Origin of the sequence: Bifidobacterium asteroides (genome assembly GCF_048001765.1) — a bacterium.
Classification (GTDB): domain Bacteria; phylum Actinomycetota; class Actinomycetes; order Actinomycetales; family Bifidobacteriaceae; genus Bombiscardovia; species Bombiscardovia asteroides_K.
This window is the reverse complement of sequence record NZ_CP181447.1, coordinates 1105855-1125928: the sequence shown is the minus strand read 5'-3', so window position 1 is coordinate 1125928 and position 20074 is coordinate 1105855. Positions and strand designations below refer to the sequence as shown.

At 62.1% G+C, this 20074-nt stretch carries 15 protein-coding genes; 12 read left to right on the top strand and 3 right to left on the bottom strand.

The window, feature by feature from the left end:
• The first annotated feature begins 1 nt into the window (after position 1).
• The 7 genes from ACNAOV_RS04405 to metF all read left to right on the top strand — a co-directional run bounded on the left by ACNAOV_RS04405 (position 2) and on the right by metF (position 9864).
• Positions 2 to 841, top strand: a complete 840-nt coding sequence (locus ACNAOV_RS04405) for an ABC transporter ATP-binding protein (protein WP_416518150.1) — start codon at positions 2 to 4, stop codon at positions 839 to 841.
• A 127-nt stretch (positions 842 to 968) separates the two neighbouring features.
• Complete coding sequence (locus ACNAOV_RS04400; RefSeq protein WP_416516754.1) at positions 969 to 2747, top strand: ABC transporter ATP-binding protein; 1779 nt, start codon at positions 969 to 971, stop codon at positions 2745 to 2747.
• 12 nt (positions 2748 to 2759) lie between these two features.
• Entirely contained in the window at positions 2760 to 4694 is a 1935-nt protein-coding gene (locus ACNAOV_RS04395) for an ABC transporter ATP-binding protein (RefSeq protein ID WP_416516753.1), read from the top strand.
• Positions 4695 to 4700: 6 nt separating this feature from the next.
• Complete coding sequence (locus ACNAOV_RS04390) at positions 4701 to 5834, top strand: tRNA (adenine-N1)-methyltransferase (protein WP_416516752.1); 1134 nt, start codon at positions 4701 to 4703, stop codon at positions 5832 to 5834.
• 80 nt (positions 5835 to 5914) lie between these two features.
• Positions 5915 to 6475, top strand: a complete 561-nt coding sequence (locus ACNAOV_RS04385; protein ID WP_416516751.1) for a SixA phosphatase family protein — start codon at positions 5915 to 5917, stop codon at positions 6473 to 6475.
• 178 nt (positions 6476 to 6653) lie between these two features.
• Positions 6654 to 8990: a 5-methyltetrahydropteroyltriglutamate--homocysteine S-methyltransferase gene (gene metE, locus ACNAOV_RS04380; RefSeq protein ID WP_416516750.1), complete on the top strand. Its 2337-nt coding sequence runs from the start codon at positions 6654 to 6656 to the stop codon at positions 8988 to 8990.
• Positions 8983 to 9864 (top strand): methylenetetrahydrofolate reductase [NAD(P)H], encoded by an 882-nt coding sequence (gene metF / locus ACNAOV_RS04375; RefSeq protein WP_416516749.1) that lies wholly within the window; start codon positions 8983 to 8985, stop codon positions 9862 to 9864. The genes metE and metF overlap by 8 nt, the downstream gene beginning before the upstream one ends.
• A gap of 58 nt (positions 9865 to 9922) precedes the next feature.
• On the opposite strand, the gene ACNAOV_RS04370 is transcribed toward metF, so the two are convergent.
• From ACNAOV_RS04370 to ACNAOV_RS04360, 3 genes are read right to left on the bottom strand one after another with little or no spacing between them, the layout of a single operon-like run.
• Entirely contained in the window at positions 9923 to 10243 is a 321-nt protein-coding gene (locus ACNAOV_RS04370; protein ID WP_416516748.1) for a hypothetical protein, read from the bottom strand.
• A gap of 16 nt (positions 10244 to 10259) precedes the next feature.
• Positions 10260 to 11078 (bottom strand): ATP-binding cassette domain-containing protein, encoded by an 819-nt coding sequence (locus ACNAOV_RS04365; protein ID WP_416516747.1) that lies wholly within the window; start codon positions 11076 to 11078, stop codon positions 10260 to 10262.
• Positions 11079 to 11114: 36 nt separating this feature from the next.
• On the bottom strand, positions 11115 to 12308 hold the full coding sequence (locus ACNAOV_RS04360) for an ROK family transcriptional regulator (RefSeq protein WP_416516746.1): 1194 nt from the start codon (positions 12306 to 12308) through the stop codon (positions 11115 to 11117).
• Between the two features lie 236 nt (positions 12309 to 12544).
• Here ACNAOV_RS04360 and ACNAOV_RS04355 point away from each other — a divergent pair, with 236 nt between their 5' ends.
• From ACNAOV_RS04355 to ACNAOV_RS04335, 5 genes are all read left to right on the top strand, one after another.
• Positions 12545 to 13699 carry a substrate-binding domain-containing protein gene (locus tag ACNAOV_RS04355; RefSeq protein WP_416516745.1) on the top strand — a complete coding sequence of 385 codons (1155 nt, stop codon included), beginning with the start codon at positions 12545 to 12547 and terminating at the stop codon, positions 13697 to 13699.
• A gap of 77 nt (positions 13700 to 13776) precedes the next feature.
• Positions 13777 to 15333, top strand: a complete 1557-nt coding sequence (locus ACNAOV_RS04350; protein ID WP_416516744.1) for an ATP-binding cassette domain-containing protein — start codon at positions 13777 to 13779, stop codon at positions 15331 to 15333.
• Positions 15330 to 16565 carry a multiple monosaccharide ABC transporter permease gene (mmsB, locus tag ACNAOV_RS04345; RefSeq protein WP_024627987.1) on the top strand — a complete coding sequence of 412 codons (1236 nt, stop codon included), beginning with the start codon at positions 15330 to 15332 and terminating at the stop codon, positions 16563 to 16565. Before ACNAOV_RS04350 ends, mmsB begins: the two co-directional genes overlap by 4 nt.
• Before the next feature lie 84 nt (positions 16566 to 16649).
• Complete coding sequence (locus ACNAOV_RS04340; protein WP_024627988.1) at positions 16650 to 16850, top strand: hypothetical protein; 201 nt, start codon at positions 16650 to 16652, stop codon at positions 16848 to 16850.
• A gap of 82 nt (positions 16851 to 16932) precedes the next feature.
• Positions 16933 to 20013, top strand: a complete 3081-nt coding sequence (locus ACNAOV_RS04335; RefSeq protein WP_416518101.1) for a bifunctional [glutamine synthetase] adenylyltransferase/[glutamine synthetase]-adenylyl-L-tyrosine phosphorylase — start codon at positions 16933 to 16935, stop codon at positions 20011 to 20013.
• The last annotated feature ends 61 nt before the right edge of the window (positions 20014 to 20074 follow it).

Genomic DNA, 20074 nt, shown 5'->3' with positions numbered 1-20074 from the left:
CATGACGGAAAACGCGGCAGAAAAACAGGCCGTGCTCATGCAGCATGTGGGATTCCGCCGTCAGGGCCGGGTCATTCTTGACGATGTCAATCTTGAGGTGGGCCGCGGGCAGAAGTGGGTGCTCTTCGGGCCTAACGGCGTGGGCAAATCCACCCTGGTGGCCATGATGAGCACCCGAGGCTTCCCCAGCACCGGCAGCGTGGAGATCCTGGGTAACCGGCTGGGCAAGGTGAACGTCTTCTCCTACCGGCATCGGATTGGTCTGGCCTCGGCAGGTCTGGCCAAGACCATCAGCCCCCAGGAGGATCCCTATGACGTGGTGCTGACCGCCTTCAGCGACACCACCGGCCGCTGGAGGGAGACCTTCACGCCCGAGCAGGAGGAGGCCACCCTGGCCCTGATGGACCGGTTCGGTATCGCCTACCTCAAGGGCAAGCGCATGTACCGGCTCTCTGAGGGGGAGCGCGGCCGGGTGCTGATATGCCGGGCGCTGATGGCCAATCCCGACCTGCTCATCCTGGACGAGCCGACCACCGGGCTGGACCTGGGCGGCCGGGAGCTGGTCCTCAGGGCCTTGAGCGACATCGGCCGGGAGGACAGGGACCGCACGGTCATCCTGGTCACCCACAGGCTTGAGGAGATTCCTTTGGGCTTCGATCGGATAGCCATGATGGGTCGGCGTCCTGCCGACACTGCGGACACCGGCGACCCGGATCCGGGCACCATCGTCTACCAGGGCCCTTTGGAGGGCGGGCTGACCGGTCCACGTCTGAGCGAGCTCTTCGGTCTGGACCTGACCGTGGTTCACCGCGACGGACGCTGGGGTGCCTTCGCCCTCTGAACTTCACTGCCTGCGGACCCGTTCTGACACGCCCGTATCAGCTCAAGGAATAGCAAATTCGTTGGCCAAGGCACGGGTATAGACTGTGGTGGTTTGTCTGCCCGGGGACCGGGGCAGACCTATATGCGTGAAGGATGTTGACGTGATCAAGATATGGACCCGCTACCTGCGGCCTTACTGGCTCCAGGTGGCCGTTCTGGTGCTCTTTCAGGTGGCGCAGACGGCCTTGAACCTCTACCTGCCCAACCTGCAGGCGGACATCATCGACAAGGGCGTGGCCGTGGGCGACCAGGATGCCATCTACAGGATCGGCTGGGAGATGATGGGCATCACAGCCATCCAAATCGTGGCCAACGTGGTAGCCGTCTACTGCGCCACCCGGCTGGCCATGAGGATGGGCTACGAGCTGCGCAGGGATTTGTTCGCCTCGGTGGAGGGCTTCAGCCTCAACGAGATCGAGCGCTTCTCGGCCGGTTCCCTGATCACACGCACCACCAACGACGTCCAGCAGATGCAGATGACCACCATGCAGACCCTGATGATCATCCTGCAGGCCCCGGTCATGCTGATCGGCGGGCTGGTTCTGGCCCTACGCCAGGACGGCCCTCTGACCTGGTCCCTGGCGGTCATTGTCCCCCTGATCCTCTTGGTGGCCCTGGTGCTCATGGGCAGGATGGGACCCCTGTTCACCCGCCTGCAGAACATGCTGGACTCGGTCAACCGTCTGGTCCGCGAACAGATTTCCGGCGTGAGGGTCATCCGCGCCTTCGTCCGAGAGAAGACCGAGGCAGCCCGCTTCGACAAGGCCAACCGCGACGTCTACGGCGTCCTGATCTCCACCGGTAGGCTGATGAGCATGATGGTGCCGCTCATGTGGTTCCTGCTGAACATGTCCAACGTGGCCATCATGTGGTTCGGCGGCCGCCGCATCGACTCCGGTGCCATGCAGATCGGCGCCCTGCAGGCTTTCATCCAGTACCTGATGATCATCCTGTCAGGCCTGATGATGGCCGCCATGATGTCGGTCATGCTGCCCAGGGCCGCTGTGGCCGCCCGAAGGATCAACGAGGTCCTGGAGGCCACCAGCGAAATCGCAGCTCCCGAGCATCCCTACCGCAACGAGCACCCCCAGGGATTGCTGGAGTTCAAGCACGTGGATTTCAGCTACCCGGGTGCCCAGGATCCGGTCCTTTCGGATATCTCCTTCACCGCCCGGCCGGGCACCACGACGGCCATCATCGGGGCCACGGGATCCGGCAAGTCCACCATCATCCGGCTGGCCAACCGCATGTTCGACGTCACCGACGGCCAGGTCCTGGTGGATGGCCACGACGTGCGCGAATACGACCCCGACCAGCTGGCCCTGATCTTCGGGCCCGTCCCGCAGAAGGCCATCCTCTTCACCGGCACCATCCGCGACAACATGCACTACGGGGACCCCGACGCCGACGACGACCGCATCTGGCAGGCCCTGCGCATCGCCCAGGCCGAGGACTTCGTGCGGGAGATCCCCGAGGGCCTGGATGCCCGCGTGGCCGAGGGCGGCACCAACTTCTCCGGCGGGCAGAAGCAGCGGCTCTGCATGGCCAGGGCCATCCTGCGCAACCCCCGCATCTACACCTTCGACGACTCCTTCTCCGCGCTGGACATGACCACCGACCGTGCCCTGCACAAGGCCCTGGTCCCGGTCACCCGCGAGGCCACCCAGATCGTCGTGGCCCAGAGGGCGGCATCCATCCGCCAGGCCGACCAGATTCTGGTCCTGGACCGCGGCCGCATCGTCGGCCGGGGCACCCACGACGAGCTCATGGAGGACTGCCCCACCTACCAGGAGATCGTCCAGTCCCAGGGCGGGCAGGGTCCCGACGTGGAAGAGCTCAGCATTGACGAGGGGAGGCCCGAGTAGATGGCAAGGAACTTGAGCACGAATACAGGCTCGCAAGCCGTGGGCGGCCGCCGTCACACCGTGGGCCGGCTGGTCCATTATCTGCTGGCCAGCCCCTGGAGGGTCATCGTCATGGTCCTCGCCGGTATGACCGCCGTGGCCATGATCGTCATCGGCCCCAAGGTCATGGGCGAGGCCACCAACGTCCTCTTCGAGGGTCTGCTGGGGTCCATGCTGGTCAAGATGGGCGCCAAGCCCGGCACCCCCAAGCAGGCTGTGGTCACCTACCTGCAGTCCCGAGGGCAGGACAAGTTCGCCCGGATGATCGACTCCATGAACGTCCAGGTGGGCGTAGGCATCGACTGGGGGCGCTTCGGCACCATCCTCATGTTCGTCATCGGAATCTACCTGATCTCCATCCTGGTCAGGCTGGTGCAGAACTTCCTGATGACCCGGCTGGTCTCCGACGCGGTCTACACCATGCGCAGGCAGATAGAGGACAAGCTTGACCGGCTGCCCCTGCAATACTTCGACCGGACCCCGCGCGGCGAGGTCATGAGCCGGACCACCAACGACATCGACAACATCTCGGGCACCCTGCAGCAGATCCTGGGCGAGCTGCTCTTCTCCGTCTTCTCCATCATCGGCGCCTTCATCATGATGCTGACCATCTCGCCCCTGCTGACCCTGATCGCCTTCATCATCATCCCGGTCATGGCCCTGTGCGCGGGCGTCATCCTCAAGAAGACCCAGCCCCAGTTCACCAGGCAGTGGATCCGCACCGGCCAGGTCAACAGCCACGTGGAGGAGATGTTCTCCGGCCACATGGTGGTCCGGGCCTTCGGCCACCAGGGCAAGGCGGAGGAGGAGTTCGAGGAGCGCAACCAGGAGCTCTACCAGGCCAGCTTCAAGGCCTCCTTCTTCTCCGCCCTGGTCACGCCCATGTCAACCTTCTTCGGCAACCTGAGCTTCGTGATCGTGGTCATCATCGGCGGTGTGCACGTGCTCAACGGCAGCATGAGCCTGGGCGGCCTGCAGGCCTTCACCCAGTACACCCGTCAGGCCTCCCAGCCCATCGGCCAGCTGGCCTCCATGGGCACCATGCTCCAGTCCTCCCTGGCCTCCTGCCGCAGGGTCTTCGACTTCCTGGACGAGGCCGAGGAGGTGCCGGACATCGAGCATCCCGACCATCTGGGGCAGGAGACCGGAGGCAAGGTCGAGGGCCATGTCCGCTTCGACCACGTCCGCTTTTCCTACGATCCGGCCGAGCCGTTGATCAAGGACCTGTCCATCGAAGCCAAGCCCGGGCAGACCATCGCCATCGTCGGGCCCACCGGGGCGGGCAAGACCACCTTGGTCAACCTGCTCATGCGCTTCTACGAGATCCAGGGCGGGCGCATCACCATAGACGGCGTGGATACCTCCAGGGTGACCCGTCACGACCTGCGCAGCCACTTCGGTATGGTTCTGCAGGACACCTGGCTATTCGACGGGACCGTCCGCGACAACCTGTTCTACGGGCTGGACGAGGGGCAGACCATCCCAGAGCAGACCATGATCGATGGTGCCAAGGCAACGCATGTGGACGAGTTCATCCGCAAGCTGCCTCAGGGCTACGATACCGTTCTCAATGAGGACAGCAGCGAGCTCAGCCAGGGCGAACGCCAGCTGATGACCATCTGCCGGGCCTTCCTGTCTGATCCCGACATCCTGATCCTGGACGAGGCTACATCTTCGGTGGACACCAGGACCGAGCTGCTGGTCCAACAGGCCATGAACACCCTGCGCAAGGGCAGGACCTCCTTCGTCATAGCGCACCGGCTATCCACCATCCGTGACGCCGACCTGATCCTGGTGGTCAACCACGGCTCAGTAATCGAGCAGGGCACCCACGACCAGCTGTTGGAGCGTGGTGGTGCCTACGCCTCCCTCTACAACTCCCAGTTCACCAAGGGCGAGGAGGGCTGATTAGGCATGAGCCTGAGACGCGGTCCGCTGAGCGTAGGGGAGCGGGTCCAGCTGACTGATAGGCGTGGCCGCAAGCTGACGGTCATGCTGGAACCAGGCGGCCTGACCCAGACCGACCACGGACTCCTGCCGCACGAGGCCATGATCGGTCTGCCCGAGGGGTCCGTGGTGGTGACCATCTCGGCAGACAAGTGGCGCCGGATGCGTCACGAGCAGGATGCCGGCACAAACACAGAGGCGCCTAACAGGGCCAAGCCCTGGAAGTCCTCGCGAGGCATCGGAGGATGGGCCTTCACGGTCATGCGTCCTCGGCTGGAGGACTATATTCTCTCCATGCCTCGCGGCGCCCAGATCATGTACCCCAAGGATGTGTCCAGGGTCATTCTCCTTGGCGACATCCGTCCCGGCATGAGGGTCTTGGAGTCGGGAGCCGGCTCAGGGGCCATGAGTCTGGGCCTGCTGGATGCCATCGGTCCGGAAGGGAAGCTGACCAGTATCGAGCGACGGGAGGAATTCGCTCGGATAGCCATGGGCAATGCCACGGTCTTCTTTGGGCAGCGCCCTGCCCAGTGGGATCTGCGTACCGGCGACCTCGACACCGTTGCGGCCGACCTGCCCGAGGACGGATTCGACCGTATTGTTCTGGACATGCTGGACCCCTGGAACCGCCTGGAGCAGGCATATCGGGTCATGACCCCCGGTGGCGTGCTGACCGCCTACGTGACCACCACCACCCAGCTCAGCAGACTTGCCGAGGCCCTGCGCGCAGACGGCCGATGGACCGAGCCAGAAATCATGGAGAGCCTGGAGCGTTCCTGGAAGGCCGACGGTCTGGCGGTCCGACCCGAGCATGAGATGATCGGGCACACCGGCTTCCTCTTGACCAGCAGGGCCATGGCTCCCGGCCAGCAGGCGCTACGCAAACATATCCGGGCCACCAAGGACTACCGGACTGACGTGGATCAGGGCCGGCGGCCTGCCAGGATCAGTGGATCCAATCACGAGCGTGAGATGCAGGATCTGGAGGATCTCGAGGATCTGGAGTTGCGCCGGGTCTCCGATCGTAAGCTGCGCAAGGTGTTGCGCGACCTGGACCATCAGGTGCGCACTCTGGAAGGCGGCAAGGAGCAGGAAAGCTGATCGCCCATGACCCGCACCTTCAGCCAGCTCTGTCATAATGGAGAAGACGCCTGATAGGAACTCCGGGAAAGGAAGTATGCATGGGTTTGCGAAAAGGTCTGAAGGCCGAGGATCTGCGAAGGTGCAGCAGAACCCTCATGCTCATGCGTCATGCCAAGACCGAACGCCAGGGGTCGCAGGGTGATCGCGGCCGTCAGCTGACCGACCGGGGCCAGAAACAGGCCCGAATCATGGGTCGTGGATTGTCCGCTTTGGGTCTGGTGCCCGACCGCATCATCTGCTCGGGAGCGCCCCGGGCCCGTCAGACCCTGGACGGCATGCTCAAGCCCCTGGGGGACGGGCCGCGGGTCGATTACCGGGAATCCCTCTATGAATCCGGCATGCAGGCGGTCTTCGACGAGCTGGCGCAGACCGAGGACCGTGACCGCCGGGTCCTCATCCTAGGGCATGAGCCCACCATGTCTATCTGCTCACAGTGGCTGGCCGAGGACAACTCCGACCCCGACCTATTGGACCTGCTCAATCTTGGACTGCCGCCGGCGACCATGGTCGTGCTGGGATCTGAGCGCCCATTGACCAACTGGGGAACCCACCAGGCCCGTTTGCTTGGCATTCTGGGCCCCCAGGACCTGGGGGACTGACCGGCATAAGAAGCCGTAGACGATCTTCCATAGGCAGTCTTAGCGACCAATAATCACCTGGCTGCTGTCATGTCGTTATCGGTTCAATTTATGGCGACACCTTATTTGCACCAATTACCCGCCTCCACCCGCCGCTGATAGGCTGACCGGAGACATCAGGACGAAACTGGGAGGTTTCATGGCAGCGATTACATCCGTGTCCGGGTTCCCGCGCATCGGTGCGCACCGCGAACTCAAGAGGGCCATCGAGGGCTACTGGAAGGGCGAACGGAATCTGGACGAGGTTCGGCGCACGGCCGCCGACCTGCGGGCCAGGCACTGGCAGCTTCAGCAGGAGGCCGGCGTCGACCTGATTCCCGTCAATGATTTCAGCTACTACGACCAGATCTTGGATACATCCATCCTCCTGGGCGTCGTGCCCGAGCGCTATCGGAAGTTGGGCCTGGGCCCTGAGGACACCCTCTTCGCCATGGGCCGTGGTTACCAGGGGGAGCAGGGTGATGTGACCGCCCTGCCCATGAAGAAGTGGTTCACCACCAATTACCACTACCTGGTTCCCGAGATCGATCAGGACACCAAAATCGCCCTGGAAGGCGACAAACCCTTCAAGGAGTTCCAGGAGGCGCGCGAGCAGGGCATCGCCGCCAAGCCGGTGCTGATCGGACCATACACCTTCCTCAAGCTGGCACGCGGTCCCCAGGGCGAGCTGCTGGATCCTGACCCGGCACTGGTCCAGGATCTGGCCAAGGCCTATGCGACCATACTTGAGCGGTTCATCGGCCTGGGCGCCGACTGGGTACAGCTGGACGAGCCTTATCTGGTCCTGGACAAGGAGCCTGGCGACCAGGACCTCTTCGATACCCTCTACCAGCCCATTCTCAAGGCCCGACAAAGTGACCAGGGCAAGGTCCGTATTCTGCTCAACACCTACTTCGGCCATGTGGGCGACTGCTGTGGTCAACTGATAGACCTGGGCTTCGACGGGATCGGCTTGGATCTGGTCGAGGGCAGAGATGAGAATCTGGCGGCCCTCAAGGAGCACGGCGTGCCCGAGGGAACCACCATCTTCGCCGGCCTGGTCAACGGCCGCAACATCTGGCGCAACGACTATGCAGTCAGCCTGGGCCTTCTGGATGCACTGCACCAGGTGACCCCGAATGTGGTGGTGTCCACCGCATGTTCCCTCCTGCACGTGCCCTACACGGTGGCCGACGAGGACGGGCTGGATGCCGACACCGTGCGGCCCCACTTCGCCTTCGCCCTGGAGAAGCTGGGCGAGCTGCACGACCTGGCCCAGCTGGCCGATGCCGACGAGGACCAGCGCCGTTCCAGCAAGGCCCTTGCCGATAACCAGAAGCTCTTCGACGGCAGCCGCGTCCAGCCCGACCCCCAGGTGCAACAGCGCCTGGCCGGTCTTAAGGACGAGGACTTTGTACGTACCCCGGCCCGGCCCGAGCGCCAAAGGATCCAGGCCCAGGAGCTGGGTCTGCCCCTGCTGCCTACCACCACCATCGGCTCCTTCCCCCAGACCGCCGAGGTCCGCGCCGAGCGGGCCCGCCTGCGTAAGAAGGAGATCAGCCAGGAGGACTACGACGACTTCATCGCCCGCAAGATCGACCAGGTCATCGATCACCAGGAGCAGATCGGCCTGGACGTCCTGGTCCATGGCGAGTTCGAGCGCAACGACATGGTCGAGTACTTCGGCCAGAACCTCAAGGGCTACCTCTTCACCCGGAATGCCTGGGTCCAGTCCTATGGCACCCGTTGCGTCAAGCCTCCCATCGTCTGGGGGGATATCTCCCGCGCCCGGCCCATCACGGTGCGCTGGTCCTCTTATGCCCAGTCCCGCACCAACCATGTGGTCAAGGGGATGCTGACCGGTCCGGTGACCATTCTCAACTGGTCCTGGCCACGCGAGGATATCGATCACAAGCAGCAGACCCGCCAGCTGGCCCTGGCTATACGTGACGAGGTCTTGGACCTGGAGGCCGCGGGCATCCGCATCATCCAGATTGACGAAGCCGCCCTGCGCGAGAAGCTGCCGCTGCGGCGCTCCGACTGGCACAGCCGATACCTGGACTGGGCCATCCCCGCCTTCCGGCTGGTGCATTCCGGCGTCAAACCCACTACCCAAATTCACACCCACATGTGCTACTCGGAGTTCAACGACATCATCAAGGACATTGATGCCATGGACGCCGATGTGATCTCCTTCGAAGCCTCCCGCTCCGACCTGACCGTCCTGGATGCCATCCAGGAGGCCAAGTTCGAGACCGAGGCAGGCCCCGGAGTCTACGACATCCACTCGCCGCGCATCCCCTCCACCGAGGAGATTGTGGATCGGATCCATGCCATCCTGAAGAAGCTGGACGCGGCCAAGGTCTGGATCAACCCCGACTGTGGACTCAAGACCCGAGGCGATAGGGAGACCTGGCCCAGCCTGGAGCACATGGTGGCCGCCGCCCATCAGGTGCGTGCGGAACTATCGTCCAGTCAGGAGTCGGATCATGCATGAGCCTATCTTTTCCCTGGAGGTCTTTCCCCCCAAGCGCGATGCCCCGGTGGGCACCATCTACGACACCTTGGATGGTCTGGAAGGACTGATGCCCGACTTCATCTCGGTGACCTACGGGACAGGCCGGCGCTCGGACCGCACGGCCACGGCCCGCATAGCCAAGACCATCCATACCGAATACGGCATTCCTGCCGTGGCGCACTTGACTGCCCAGTATGCGGACCGCGAGGTGATCGACCAGGCCCTGGACATGTTCGACGACGCAGGGGTGGCAGCGGTGCTGGCCCTGCGCGGCGACAGCGTGGAGGGCCGTGAGCCCGCCGGGGTCTTCGACCACGCCAGCGACCTGGCCGCCTACATCCGTTCGCGTCGGCCAAACCTGTCGATTTACGGAGCCTGTTATCCGGAGACCCATCCGGAAGCCGCCTCGCCCGTGGAGGACATTGAGAATCTGCGAATCAAGGTCGACTCCGGCGTGGATCATCTGGTTTCGCAGCTCTTCTACGACAACGCCGATTTTCTGGACTTCCTGGACCGGGCTCGGGCAGCGGGCATCCAGGTACCCATCGAGGCCGGCATCATGCCCATCACCAACGAGGGCCAGGTCCGGCACATGAGCGAGGTCTGCAAGGCGCGGATCCCGGCGGCGGTTGAATCCATCCTGGAACGTTGGGGTGACGACCGGGCCAGCCTGCGCGAGGCGGGCATCATCTACGCCTCACAGCAGATCGCCGATCTGGTGGCTCATGGGGTGGACGGCATCCATCTCTACTCCATGAACCACTCAGGGGTCACCAGGCGCATCTGGCACAACGTCCGCCACCTCTTCCGTCAGGTGGGTGCCAAGGAGGAGCCGGTCAGCAGCCAAAAATAACTGCATAAAAGCGGGGGAGGCCCCGCACCGATGACTGCTAAAGCGCGATTTTCTGCCTTCAGCGGCGCTTTCGGCTTTGATTGTCGGTGCGGGGCCTCACCCATGGCCAGACCTTGAGTAGAGCCCTGTTCAGCGGCGGTATCATGCCTAGCAAGAGACCAAGAAACATCCCTCCTATGGTCAACCAGGAGGCCAGGTCATGTCCCAGCAGAATCATGACTACCACAAGGCCGGGGCCGATCAAGGATAGGACCGGCATCCAGCGTTGCTGCGAATCGGTCATTCGGTCGTTTTTCTTCGGCAGAAGTCCGTAGATCAGTCCTATCGCCAGCCCTATAAGGGCGCACACGATGGTCAGGAGGGTATCGGTGAGGTGCATTCTAGGGTTCCTTCTTTCATGATTGCTCGGGCAAGGCCTTTCTGGTGCCGCGCAGGGCGTGGACGCGGGCGTTGGCTCTGGCCATGGCATCCAGCTGCTCCTGGTCCTGTATGACATCCTCGGGATCAATGCCTGAAATCAGCGCTATTACAGTTTCATAAGATGTCTTGACCGTAGGAAGGACTCCTACCAGCCGTCCCTGGCGCATGACTGCTATGCGGTCAGAAACCGCGAAAACGTCCGGCAGATCGTGACAGACCATCAGGATGCTACGGCCCTCGGAACGCATACGCTTGATGTAGTTGAGCACCTCGGCGGACTGCATGACGGATAAGGAGGCCGTCGGTTCGTCCAGCAGGATCAGCTCGGGATCGTCCAGCAAAGTCCTGGCGATTGATACGGTCTGTTTTTGTCCCAAAGACAAGGTGGCCATGGGTTGCCCGACGCGGATGGGGGAGGACAGCGACTGGAGGACCTGACGGGTGCGCCGACGCATGGCTTCGTCATCACGGCGATGGTGACGATCGCGCAGCTCCTTGCCCAGGAAGAGGTTGGAGGAGACATCCAGGTTGTCGCAGAAGTCCTGTCCTTGGAAGACGGCTGCAATGCCCAACTGATTGGCGACTCTGATCGAGGGAATGCTGGTCGGCCGGCCCTTCCAGAGCAGCCTACCCTGATCGGGTCGGACCAAGCCGGATAAAATCCTGACCAGTGTGGACTTGCCTGCTCCATTGTCGCCCACAACGGCGAGCACTTCGTGCTGACGAATATCCAGGTTTACATGTTTGAGGGCCTCAACGAACCCGAACCTGATGCAGAGGTCTTCCATCTGCATCAAGACAGAGGTTTCATGCAATCCAGGTCACCTCCTCTACGATGATCGACCTGCGGATTTGGTGGACACATCAATGTGTTCGTTGACGCTATCGACAGCCATCATAGCCGCCCCCAGAGCGGAACCGGTAATCGGATACCGGGCAGGGAGCACCTCCATGGGGACCATGGCGTCAGGGAAAAGCATGCGTTGGAGAGTCTCCCGGAGGGGTTCCAGAAACACGTCTTCGGTTGTGCTCAGGATGCCTCCAAGGACCACAACTTCAGGATCCACAGCATTGCACAGATCGGCTACTACATTGCCGATGCGGATGGCCGCGTCTCCCACGATCCGCCTGCAGCCCGGGTCACCCTTGACGGCGTTGGCCACCAGATCCTCCAGGGTCATGTTCCCGTGGGTCACGCTGAGCAAGGAGACCAGGCGGCTCTCATCCACCACCGTATTCAGGCACCCACGGTTGCCGCAGATGCAGATGTCGCCCAAGGGGTCCACCTGAACATGGCCTATCTCGCCGGCAAGCCCGGTGGTGCCCCGCCATACCTCTCCGTTGATGACGATTCCCGCGCCCACACCGTCGTTGGCGTGGATGTAGACGAAGTTTCGTCTGCCGACTGCTGCCCCCATTCTTAGCTCGGCCATAGCCGAGAAGTTGGCATCGTTGTCAACTTGGACCGGTACCTGGAAAGCCTCGTGGAAGGTGCCTATCAGATCCTCCTTGTCCCAACCTCGCAGGATGCCGGGAATGGCCAGCCGGTGAGTTCTGCAGTCCACTGGGGCCCCCATGGCCAAGCCCAGACCGACAAGCTCGTCCGATTGGGCACCAATGGAAGTCAGCGTTTCCTTGATCAGGATCATGGCCCTTTCCAGGGTGGTGTCCGGTTTGTGCTGGCGCGGCAGAGCCATATCATGCTCTGCCAGGATGGCATGGCTGGCGTCGACCACTTCCAGCCGCATCTCGTGACGGCCGATGTAGAGACCTACCCCGAGGCCCTTGCGGCGGGCCAGCATGACCAGGGTGGCGCGACGACCGTTTCTGGTGGTTGAGGATGTCTCCAGAAGTCCCTGATCGCCCATAAGACGTACCAGGTTGGAGACAGTTGCTGTTGAAAGCCCGGTATTTTCAGCCAATTCGATCTGGGTCATGGCGCCGAATCTTCGGATCGTATCCAGCAGTAGTGCACGGTTGGCCTCACGCAATGAGGACTGTGAACCGAACAATCGATGTGCCATAGGTTCCAGTGTAGCCAAGATCGTGGCTTGCCCCCGCCCAAAGCAGCCCTTTCGCCGATGGCAGTGAACGATTCGAGTGAATTATTGAATTCATGTACAAAACAGATAATTAGAAAATATGCTTTATTGAGTTGATAAAGTTAACACAATTGGGTATGCTGACCACTGGGCCTGCAATGAAGGGGCCCAGGCAGACGGAGATGCCTGCCAGAGAATTCAAGGATGAAGGAGTCTTCATGAAGATGATGCAACGTGCCATGGCGGCGGCCATTGGCGTCGCCATGCTGACCGGACTGGGCGCCTGCGGAGGATCACGTGCCTCCAGTTCCTCCCAGGAGGGAGGGGCGATCAGCAAAGGCGCCACCATCGGTGTGTCCATGCCGACCAAGTCCGAGGAGCGTTGGAACAAGGACGGCAACAACCTCAAGAGCAAACTGGAGAAGGCAGGCTACAAGGTAGTGCTCTCCTTTGCGGACGACAAGCCCGCCCAGCAGAACGCCGACATCGAGAACATGGTCAACAAGGGCGCCAAGATCGTGGTGGTGGCCTCAAAGGACGGCACCGCCGTAGGGCCGGCTGTCGAGAAGGCCAAGGATGCCGGGGCCAAGGTCATTGCCTATGACCGGCTGATCATGAACACCAAGGCCGTCGACTACTATGCGACCTTCCAGCTTGAGCGCACCGGCGTTCTGGAGGCCAACTGGCTGATTGACCAGCTGGGGCTCAAAAACGGAGCCAAGGGTCCATTCAACATTGAGCTCTTTACCGGTTCTCCCGACGACAACAACGCCAAGTACTTCTTCAAGGGCGCCTGGGAGCTGTTGCAGCCCTACTTCCAGTCAGGCGTTCTGGTCAGCCCCTCCCAGCATGGCGGCGGTGTGACCAAGGACTTCAAGCTCTCCGACTGGCAGAAGATCTCGGTGCAGTCCTGGAAGACCGAACAGGCCCAGAAGGACATGGAGTCCATTCTCGATTCAACCTACGCCCACGGCGAGCGGCTGGATGCGGTGCTGAGCCCCTATGACGGCATCAGCCAGGGAGTTATCAACGCCATCCAGTCCAAGCGGCCCGACATCCAGCCCAATACCGACAGCTGGCCCAAGATCACCGGGCAGGACGCCATGGAGATCTCCGTGGCCAACATCTCCAAGGGACTGCAGGGCCAGACCGTTTTCAAGGACGTCAACAAGCTGGCCCAGGCCGTCTACGACATGATCATCGAAATCGCCCAAGGCAAGAAGGTCACCGGCATCAACGGCACCTTTGACAACAACAGCATCAAGGTGCCTTCGAAGCTGCTGGACCCCAAAGCCATCACCAAGGACAACCTGACCGATCTGGTCAAGGCGAACTACCTGACCCAGGAACGATTCGATCAGCTGACCAAGTGAGGTTGGCATCACAGTCGCGCCCGACCATCCCGCTTCCGGTCTAGGGGAGGGACGGTCGGCGCACAGGAGGTGAAAGCATGTCCGACGAGGACATCTTGTTGCGAATGCAGGGAATCACCAAGACCTTCGGTCCGGTAAAGGCCCTGTCCAATGTCGACATGGACGTGCGCAAGGGCGAAATCCATGCCATCTGCGGGGAAAACGGAGCCGGCAAGTCCACCCTGATGAATGTGCTGTCCGGAGTCTACCCACACGGCAGCTATACCGGCGAAATCCTGTTCGACGGCAAGCCCTGCCACTACCGGACCATCAATGATTCGGAGGACGACGGCATCGTCATCATCCATCAGGAGCTGGCTCTGAGCCCCTTCCTTTCCATTGCCGAGAATATCTTCCTGGGCAATGAACAGGCCCACAATGGCGTAATGGACTGGGACACCACCAGGGCCAAGGCCTCGCGTCTGTTGGAGCGTGTGGGGCTGGACGAGAATCCCGACACCAGGGTCATGGACCTTGGAGTGGGCAAGCAGCAGCTGGTGGAGATTGCCAAGGCGCTGTCCAAGCATGTCAGGCTACTTATTCTGGATGAGCCCACAGCTGCTTTGAACGACGATGATTCCGATCATCTGCTGGACCTGGTTAGGCAGCTGCGTGACAAGCAGGGAGTGACCAGCATCCTCATCACCCACAAGCTGGGCGAGGTGGGACAGATTGCGGATGGGGTAACCATTCTGCGCGATGGTTCCACGGTGGGCGGTATGCGAATCGACGCGGATCACCCTCTGGATCAGGATCTGCTTATCCAGAAGATGGTCGGCCGTGAGCTGACCAACCTCTATCCCGAGCATGTGCCACACATCGGCAAGGAGGTGCTCAAGGTCAGCGATTGGACTGTCCACCACCCGCAGGATCCCTCCCGCACCGTGGTCGATCATGCCAATCTGGTGGTTCACCAGGGTGAGATCGTCGGACTGGCGGGACTCATGGGTGCGGGCCGCACCGAGATGGCCATGAGCATCTTCGGGCGGTCCTATGGCAGCCACATCAGCGGCAGAATAGAGATGCATGGCCGTCAGGTCGAGCTGCCGAACGTCCAGTCGGCCATCGATTCGGGCCTGGCCTACGCCACTGAGGACCGCAAGGTCTTCGGACTCAACCTGCTTCAGAACATCCGGGAAAATGCCTCCATGGCCTCGCTCAAGAAATTGAGCAGTCATGGAGTCATGAACGAGAACCTGGAGAGGGCACGGGTGGAGGAGTACCGCAAGGACTTCAACATCAAGTGCAGCAACATCGATGTACCCGTCTCCACCCTTTCCGGCGGCAACCAGCAAAAGGTCGTGCTGGCCAAGTGGGTGATTTCGGATCCTGATGTGCTCATCCTGGACGAGCCCACCCGAGGCATTGATGTGGGAGCCAAGTACGAGATCTACGAGATCATCGACCGGCTGGTCGACCAGGGCAAGGCTGTGGTGGTCATCTCCTCGGAATTGCCAGAGCTGATCGGCATCTGTGACCGTATTTATACGGTCAGCCAGGGGGTCATCACCAACGACGTGGAGCGCCGGGACTTCTCACAGGAATATCTGATGAAGGGCATGACCCAGGAAAAGAAGGGAGTGGCAGCCAGATGAGCTCGCCCAACAGCAACAAGAGCACCGCCCAGGCGGTGGAACAAGAACAGGCAGGACCCGGCATTCTGGCCTCCCTGGCCAGCAACGCCCGGCAGTATGGCATCGTCGGCGCCCTGGTGGTCATCGTGGTCGTCTTCGAAATACTGACCAAGGGGGTGCTGCTCAAACCCAACAGCTTCGTCTCGCTGATCCAGCAGAACGCCTACGTGATCATCCTGGCCATCGGCATGGTCATGGTCATCATCGCCACCCACATTGATCTGTCGGTGGGTTCCCTGGTGGCCTTCATCGGAGGCGTGTGCGCCATCCTTATGGAGCATATGGGGGTCAATTGGATCGTGGCCATCGGCCTGTCCCTGATCGTGGGTCTGCTGATCGGCATCTGGCAGGGATTCTGGGTCGCCGTCATCGGCATTCCAGGATTCATCACCACCCTGGCCGGCATGCTGATCTTCCGTGGTCTGGCCACAGTCATCGTCGGCGAGTCCGTGCCCATTACCTCCGCGCAGTTCAGAGGGATCGCCCGCGACTACCTGCCCAACATCCTGGGATGGTGGGGGCCCTTCGACGGCTTGACCGTGGTACTGGGCCTGATCTGCATCCTGGCCTACGCCTGGTCGCAGATTGCCCGTCGTCGTAAGACCCTGGCTGTAGGTCTGGTTCCCGAGCCCAAGGCCTTGATGACCGGCAAGATCATCGTGGCCGCAGTCGTCATCCTTTTCGTGACCTACCTGCTGGCCTCCTCCGGTAATGAGAACCAGGGCGGAACGCCCATAATGCTGGTCATCGTGGCCGTATTGGTCCTGATCTACAACTTCATCCTCACCAGGACCGTCTTCGGCCGGCATGTCTACGCAGTGGGCGGCAACCGCAAGGCTGCTGTGCTTTCGGGCATCAACGCCAAACGGGTGGACTTCACGCTCTTCGTGCACATGGGCTTCCTGTCGGCTGTGGCGGCCATCTGCATGCTTTCACGACTGGCCTCGGCCACTGCCCAGGCTGGCATGGAGTTTGAAATGGACGCCATCGCATCCTGCTTCATCGGTGGCACGGCTGTCACCGGCGGCATCGGGACCATTCCCGGGGCTGTCGTCGGAGCCTTCGTCATGGGCGTGATCAACCAGGGGCTGTCCATCATGGGCGTGGACACGGCCATCGTCAAGACCATCAAGGGGCTGGTGCTCCTCCTGGCCGTGGCCATTGACGTCATGTCCAAGCGCCGCAAGAGCTGACCAATTATCGGCATGAGGGATGGGCATTGGCTGTCCCTCATGCCGGTCGATCATCTTTGAAATATCAGTAAAAGGAGCATAATCGTGCGTATCACCGGCAAGGCTCGTTCTCGAATGTATGGCCTGACTGCTGCGGCCTGCGCCATCTGGCTGGTCCAATCCCTGGCTGAGGCTGTGCGGGACGGCAGCCTGCTGACATGGCCCACACTGATTTTCTCCGTCTGCTTAGCTGTGGTCACCGTATACTGCGCCGTCTGCGCCTTCCGGGAGGGCCGCAAGGGCTGACGACCCGTCACCCCTATAATGCCTGTACTGGTTCCGCAGACTTCACAGTTTTTGCGGGCCTGAGGAAGGCAGGGGATAATTCATGGAAGATCCGGTGCAACCGACCACTTCGACCCTGATCCATCTCGGGCTGCACGACCTGGACAAGGCCCGGGTTCGGTTGGATCGGCTTGCCCGTCTCGTGGACGATCAGGCTCTGGCGCAAACCCTGGTCCAAGCCCTGGGACAGGCCTGCGATCCTGACGAAGCCCTTGCTGGACTGATACGAATTCTGGAGCAGTATCCGAAAGGAGCCCGGCCGGACTTCCTGGTCGGATCGCCGCAGGAACACCAAGAGGCTGCCCAGTTGCTGATCCGGGTGCTGGGGGCCTCGGAGGCCATGGGCCGACTGATGCGTTCGCGGCCGGAGTTGGTAAATGCGGCCGCCTTGGACCCCGATCACCTGGCTGATTGCCCGGCGGAAACGAGACAGAAGCGTGTCCTGGACGCCTTGGATAGGGTGGAGAAGAATTCAGAATCCCTGCCCTCGCTGGTGGCCTACGCCGATGCGCTACGGTCCGAATATCGGCTACAGCTGGCTGCTGTTATGGCCCGGGATCTGGCAGCCGAGGATCCCTTGGAGCTGGAGCCGGCAATCAGCCGAGCCCTGTCCGACATGGCTGACGCAGCGCTTCAGGGGGCTCTGAGCATTGCCTACCGTCAGGTTCCCGAGGCGGATTCATGTCGTCTGACGGTCATCGGCATGGGCAAACTGGGCGCCCAGGAACTCAACTACGTGTCCGATGTGGATCTCATGTACTTGGTGGAGCCGGCATCGGGAGCGGATTCAAAGGGGACCGATCCCATCGCCGTGGGCACTGCCATGGCCGTTCTCTTGCAGCGGGTCTGCCAGTCGGTCATCCCCGGTTCGACCGAGCCGCCGCTCTGGAAAGTCGACGCTGCCCTGAGGCCTGAGGGGCGTGATGGCCCCCTGGTCCGTCGTCTGGCCTCCTACGCTGACTACTATGCACAATGGGCCGAGAATTGGGAGTTCCAGGCCCTGCTCAAGGCCCGTCCGGTCGCGGGCGACAAGGCCCTGGGCCAGGACTATACGGCCATGATCGAGCCTCTGGTCTGGGGTGCCTGCCAGCGGCCCAACTTCGTCTATGACTGCCAGCGGATGCGCCAGCGTGTGGAGAGGCTGATACCCGAGGACCGCAAGGAGCGCGAGATCAAACTGGGCCAGGGTGGACTAAGGGACGTGGAATTCACCGTCCAGATGCTCCAGCTGGTCCATGGCTCCAGCGACGAGGATCTGCGTTGTCCAGCGACTCTTGACGCCTTGCAGGCCTTGTCCCGCGGCGGCTACATTTCACGCAAGCACGGCGACCAGCTGGACCATGACTATCGGTTTGAGCGGGTCATGGAGCATCGTCTGCAGATGTGGCAGCTGCGTCGAACCCACCTCTTTCCGAAAATCAACCGCTCAGGCATTCCCGGCCAGCGGCCGCCCAGTCTGGAGGAACTTGAGAGCAACCGAGATCTGAGGCGGCTGGCCCGGGCATTCGGCCTGCATGCCGACCAGATGCTGGCCCAATACCAGGCCACCAGAATCGAGGTCCGCAACCTTCACCAGGCCATATACTTCCGTCCCATGCTGCCCATCAACGCCCAGGTGGATGAGGACGAGGTCAGCCTGCGCCCCCAGGCAGCCCGCGCCAGATTCGCCTCCATCGGCTTTGCCGACCCCGATGCGGCCATCCGCCACGTCACGGCCCTGACCACGGGGGTCACCCGGTCAGCACGGATCAACCGGATTCTCATGCCCGCCGTTCTCCAGTGGCTGGGGGAGGGGCAGGATCCGGACATGGGGCTCCTGGGCTGGCGAACCCTTGAGGAGCACTTCGGCGGCAAGAGCACCTATCTGGGCTTCCTTCGGGACTCAACCTCGGCCGCCCGCCGCCTCTGCCACGTCCTGTCCAACTCACGCTACCTGTCCGGCGCCCTGGCCCGGTCCGTTCAGTCGGTGACCTGGCTGGGCCATGACCAGGACATGATTCCCCGCAATCGGGTCACCTTGGACAAGCGCACCGCTGCCTATCGAACCCGACATGCGGACTCGCTGGAGGATTTTGCGACCGCAGTGCGGGCCATGCGTCGCCAGGAGATCGAGCGGATCGGGCTGGGCTGGATGAGCGGGGTGGACGACCAGCAGGCTTGTCTGGCTGGGATGTCGGATGTCTACGATGCCGCCATCGACGCCGCCTTGGACTGGGCCGTGGCTCACCGTCTGGAACAGATTAGTGCGCCGGCAGAAATGGCCCTGATTGCCATGGGCCGTTACGGGGGCAGGGAGGTCAACTTCAACTCGGACGCCGACATCATGCTGATCTACCGTCCCGCATCAGGCGCAGACCAGGACCAAGCGGCTGAATTCGCGCGTGGAGTGACCGCCGATCTGCGGGCCGTCCTGGCTGGACCGGCCAGCCTGGAGCCAGGCATCGACCTAGACTTCGATCTGCGCCCCGAAGGACGCCAGGGGCCTCTGGTGCGTTCCCTGGACTCCTACCAGCGCTACTACCGGGATTGGTCCGAAACCTGGGAACATCAGGCCCTGATCCGTGCCAGATTCGCAGCCGGGAATGCCGACTTGGCCAAGGACTTTCTGGTGGGCACAGCCAATCCACTGCGCTACCCAGAGCAGCCGCCCAATGAGGAGCAACTGGGTCAGATCCGCCGTCTCAAGGCCCGAATGGAGGCAGAGCGGCTGCCGCGCGGGGTGCGTCGGGACCGGCATCTGAAGCTGGGCAGGGGAGGGCTGTCTGACGTGGAGTGGACGGTTCAGCTCCTCCAGCTGCGCTACGCCCACGATCTGCCTGATCTGCAGGTCACCGGCACGCTGACCGCCCTGGACGCCCTGGAGGCTGCGGGACTTATCGAAGCCAAGGATGCCAAGGCCTTGCGCCGAAGCTGGGTACTCTGCACCGCAGCCCGCAACGCCAACTTCCTCTGGTCCGGACGCGTCTCCCAGGCGGACATCCTGCCGGACGACGGTCAGGTTCTGGGAGGCATCGCGGTCTGTCTGGGCTACCCGGCCCACCGGGGGCAGCACTTTGTCAACGAGCTGCTGGCGGCCATGCGCCGCTGCAGGCAGGTTATGGAACGGCTCTTCTACGGAGGCTGACCCTGGGTCCATCCGGGGTCGTATGCTTGTTCAGGTCACATAAGGTGGCCACCTTGAGGAA

Coding starts and splice junctions, on each gene's coding strand:
- ACNAOV_RS04405 (WP_416518150.1), top strand. CDS start 2: ATGACGGAAAACGCGGCAGAAAAACAGGCCGTGCTCATGCAGCATGTG.
- ACNAOV_RS04390 (WP_416516752.1), top strand. CDS start 4,701: ATGAGCCTGAGACGCGGTCCGCTGAGCGTAGGGGAGCGGGTCCAGCTG.
- ACNAOV_RS04385 (WP_416516751.1), top strand. CDS start 5,915: ATGGGTTTGCGAAAAGGTCTGAAGGCCGAGGATCTGCGAAGGTGCAGC.
- metE (WP_416516750.1), top strand. CDS start 6,654: ATGGCAGCGATTACATCCGTGTCCGGGTTCCCGCGCATCGGTGCGCAC.
- metF (WP_416516749.1), top strand. CDS start 8,983: ATGCATGAGCCTATCTTTTCCCTGGAGGTCTTTCCCCCCAAGCGCGAT.
- ACNAOV_RS04370 (WP_416516748.1), bottom strand. CDS start 10,243: ATGCACCTCACCGATACCCTCCTGACCATCGTGTGCGCCCTTATAGGG.
- ACNAOV_RS04365 (WP_416516747.1), bottom strand. CDS start 11,078: ATGCAGATGGAAGACCTCTGCATCAGGTTCGGGTTCGTTGAGGCCCTC.
- ACNAOV_RS04360 (WP_416516746.1), bottom strand. CDS start 12,308: ATGGCACATCGATTGTTCGGTTCACAGTCCTCATTGCGTGAGGCCAAC.
- ACNAOV_RS04355 (WP_416516745.1), top strand. CDS start 12,545: ATGAAGATGATGCAACGTGCCATGGCGGCGGCCATTGGCGTCGCCATG.
- ACNAOV_RS04350 (WP_416516744.1), top strand. CDS start 13,777: ATGTCCGACGAGGACATCTTGTTGCGAATGCAGGGAATCACCAAGACC.
- mmsB (WP_024627987.1), top strand. CDS start 15,330: ATGAGCTCGCCCAACAGCAACAAGAGCACCGCCCAGGCGGTGGAACAA.
- ACNAOV_RS04335 (WP_416518101.1), top strand. CDS start 16,933: ATGGAAGATCCGGTGCAACCGACCACTTCGACCCTGATCCATCTCGGG.